The organism is Pantoea sp. 18069, assembly GCF_902706035.1.
Classification (GTDB): domain Bacteria; phylum Pseudomonadota; class Gammaproteobacteria; order Burkholderiales; family Burkholderiaceae_C; genus Comamonas.
The window spans coordinates 1-2,933 of record NZ_CACSJA010000074.1 but is presented as its reverse complement, the minus strand read 5'-3'; the positions used below and the strand labels follow the sequence as shown (position 1 = coordinate 2,933).

The 2,933-nt window shown below is 57.0% G+C and carries 2 protein-coding genes; both read right to left on the bottom strand.

All coding sequences use genetic code 11. The features are described from left to right. Positions 1-245: 245 nt before the first annotated feature. Positions 246-560: a helix-turn-helix domain-containing protein gene (locus GVL12_RS25560; RefSeq protein ID WP_235033984.1), complete on the bottom strand. Its 315-nt coding sequence runs from the start codon at positions 558-560 to the stop codon at positions 246-248. Between the two features lie 119 nt (positions 561-679). Beyond that, the gene (locus GVL12_RS25555) at positions 680-2,293 is read right to left on the bottom strand and encodes a Fic family protein (protein ID WP_159918365.1); all 1,614 of its coding nucleotides are present in this window, start codon (positions 2,291-2,293) and stop codon (positions 680-682) included. Between the last annotated feature and the right edge of the window lie 640 nt (positions 2,294-2,933).

The window sequence follows — 2,933 nt, the reverse complement described above, 5'->3', positions numbered from 1 at the left end:
GTGCCGCCGCCTGCGTCGCCGGCCCATCAAATCTATTCCGTAAGTGTTCATGTGTCCGCCTAAGTTGGTGGACACGAGCCTCCTACAGCGTCGGGTCGATATCAACGTGTGTTTGCTGGCCCCTTACGTTGCTGATGTGCGCGACCAAGCCCGAGTGCTGTGCGTGCCGGGCGATGTCGGCCACGCTGAGTCGCGACAGCGGCAACCCCAAGGTCGCTGGCCGCTAGCATGCAATCGCCTTGATCTCAATCGTGAGCTCTGGGGGGAAAGACCCGGGGACGTCCCGAGCGTGCTCTCTCTTCGAGGCCAGCCAATCGCTGCTTGAAGAAACGTTGGCGCCATTGGCTGACCACCTCGCGTCGCGTGTCCAGTCGCGCAGCGATCTCGTCATTACCTATGCCGCTGGCGGCCATGAGGATCATCTTGGCTCGGATGACCTCGAAGTACGGCAGCGTATATCTGGTGGCCCGCCGATTTAACTCGGCGGACTCTTCGGCAGACAACTCAATATCGAATGGACTCTTTCTTGGCATGTGCAATCTCCCATTGAAGGATTGCATCACGATGCCATACGCGGCAGAATTTATCAAAAATATACATGGCCATATTTATGAAACCACCTACTTAGGCAAAGATGCTCGCCGCGGCTTCCTGGTGGCTGACAGCTGGCGAAAGTACCCTATTTCCCGGCAGGCTTGGTTGGGTGATAACGCTCGACCACGTGCGGGTCCGGCGGGGCCTCGCTACGCAACCCCGCTTCGACCGCTTCAACGACTGCCGCCCAGACGCCAGCACGCTCGAGCACAGGCATTTCCTTCGCGAGAACATTGCTGAGCTGGCCCTTATTCTGCTCAATGGAACGCAGCACCCGGTCCGCCTGTTCGTCAGGCATCTCGACAACTTCTTTCAGGGCATTTCTGGCCTGCGCATGACCACGCAGGTATTTTGATTCCTCGCGCATCTGTTCCGTGATCGTACGTTCGATGATCTTGGACAGATACGCTACATGGGCAGTGAGATCGAGGTGCCTCCACAGTGGTCGGGCGATGTCCACGCCGTTGAACTGCAGGTTTGAAAAGATTCCATCCGGATAATGCGTACGGGTGGACGCGAACGACACATTGCCGCGAACTACCTTCATCAGAGGAGCAGACACTGTGTCTAGCACACGGGCATAAGCGCGGCGCTCGCCGGCATCGTCAGTAATGACAGCGGAAACAGGGAGAATAACGGGAGCAGGAATGACGCCATCGCGGCGAAGCACATCATTGATCAGAAAGCGGTGGACCCGTCCATTGCCGTCAGCCATGGGGTGGACATAGACATAGCCGAACGCGGCTACAGCGCTGCGCATCACCGAAGATTGCCCCTGGGTGCGCGCCATAAATGCGCGCAGACCATCCATCATGCTCGCGATGTCTTCCTGGATGGGAGCGACATAGTGGACTATTTCACTGTATCTGACCGTCTCGCCGACGAACACGGGCGACTGGCGGAAGCCAAAATGCGTCGCCGTTGTTATGTCGCCAAGGATCTCGCGTTGCAACTCGGCCGAGGCGCTATCAGTAAGTGGCTGCTCACCCTCGCCGGTTCTTCGCCCCATAACATCAGCAAAGCGCTGGATCCGCGTGGTACGGTCCCCTTCGCCCTCAATGACAAAGCTGCTCTTGCTCTCGCGCAGCGTCATCCAGGCTGCAGCGCGCAAAAGCAATTCCTCACCAAATTCGTCAGTCAGCCCAGCAAAGAGCGCCTTAACATCAAGGCCCGCAGCTTGTAGGTAGGCATCAGTCTTCACGATCGTCGGGCAAAAATATCGTGTGCCCGGCAGGTTATCGTTCACGCGCCACCTGGCGTCCTTGACGACGGCCTCGGCTGACGCAGCTACCTGTTTGGCGTCATCAAGCGCATCGACATAGTTGCCACCAAGGCGCTCGGGCACTTGCAGTGCGTCGCCAGTAAACCATTCATAGAGGAAGGCTGCCCTGCGGGCATACTGCCCGGTAGGCTCTCGTGACACCCATTCCTGGACAAAGTCGCCACCCGATGTCCCAAAAAGCCGGGCAAGAAACTCCATTTGGGGTATTTCGTGCCGCAGATGAAACTGTAGGTGCGCAGCCGGCAAGTCCAAAGGTCTCATGGGCTCAGTGTACGTTTCAAGGCGAAAGCCACCCACGCCTTCCGTTGCCCGGCGTGTCCCAATGCGGCTGATCACCGGCAGAGTTGCCATAGGCTGTACGTCAAAATGGGCGGCAAGCCAGGCAGCTCCGATAGGGTTGTCAGTGAGTTCAGGCATACTTTTTGAAGATCAAGATCCCGCAAACGTCGATTACGGGACGGGAAAACCTAGACCCGTCGATTACGCTTGCGTAAAACCGATTTTGAAACAGCATAAATGAAAAAAATCAATTTTCTGCGTGTCTTTCGAGCCCCGTGAGCCAAACATGTTCCGCTCCACCGGATGAGTTGCTGCCCCAGAGACGAAGCTTGGTCATGCTACTGAGCCGGAGTTGGCCAGCTAGACCGACTGCCGGGCCTGCTGATACTGGCGCACTGCCTGGCGAGGATCCATGCCCGGAATCCAGTCTGGATGGCCAATCAGCACGGGCACAGCGTGCAAGTGATGATGCGCGACTACGCGAAGTGGATTCCGAACGCTGACAAAGGCTCAAACCTAGCCGCGGTGAACTCCGCTTTGGGCCTGACACCAGAGCAGGTCAAGAAAGCAATTTAGGTTCAGGCTAGGTTCAGAACGCGAACTTCTGACTCTGAAAAGGAAAAACCCCTAAGTGAATCAATCACTTAGGGGTTTAAGTCCTGGCGGAAACGGAGGGATTCGAACCCTAGGGGCTGACCATTCCAGACCATCCTAGCCAGAGAGGCGCAGCGGCGTCACATGGCATATTGGTGCTGGAATGGTCCCGTATTGGTGTGGA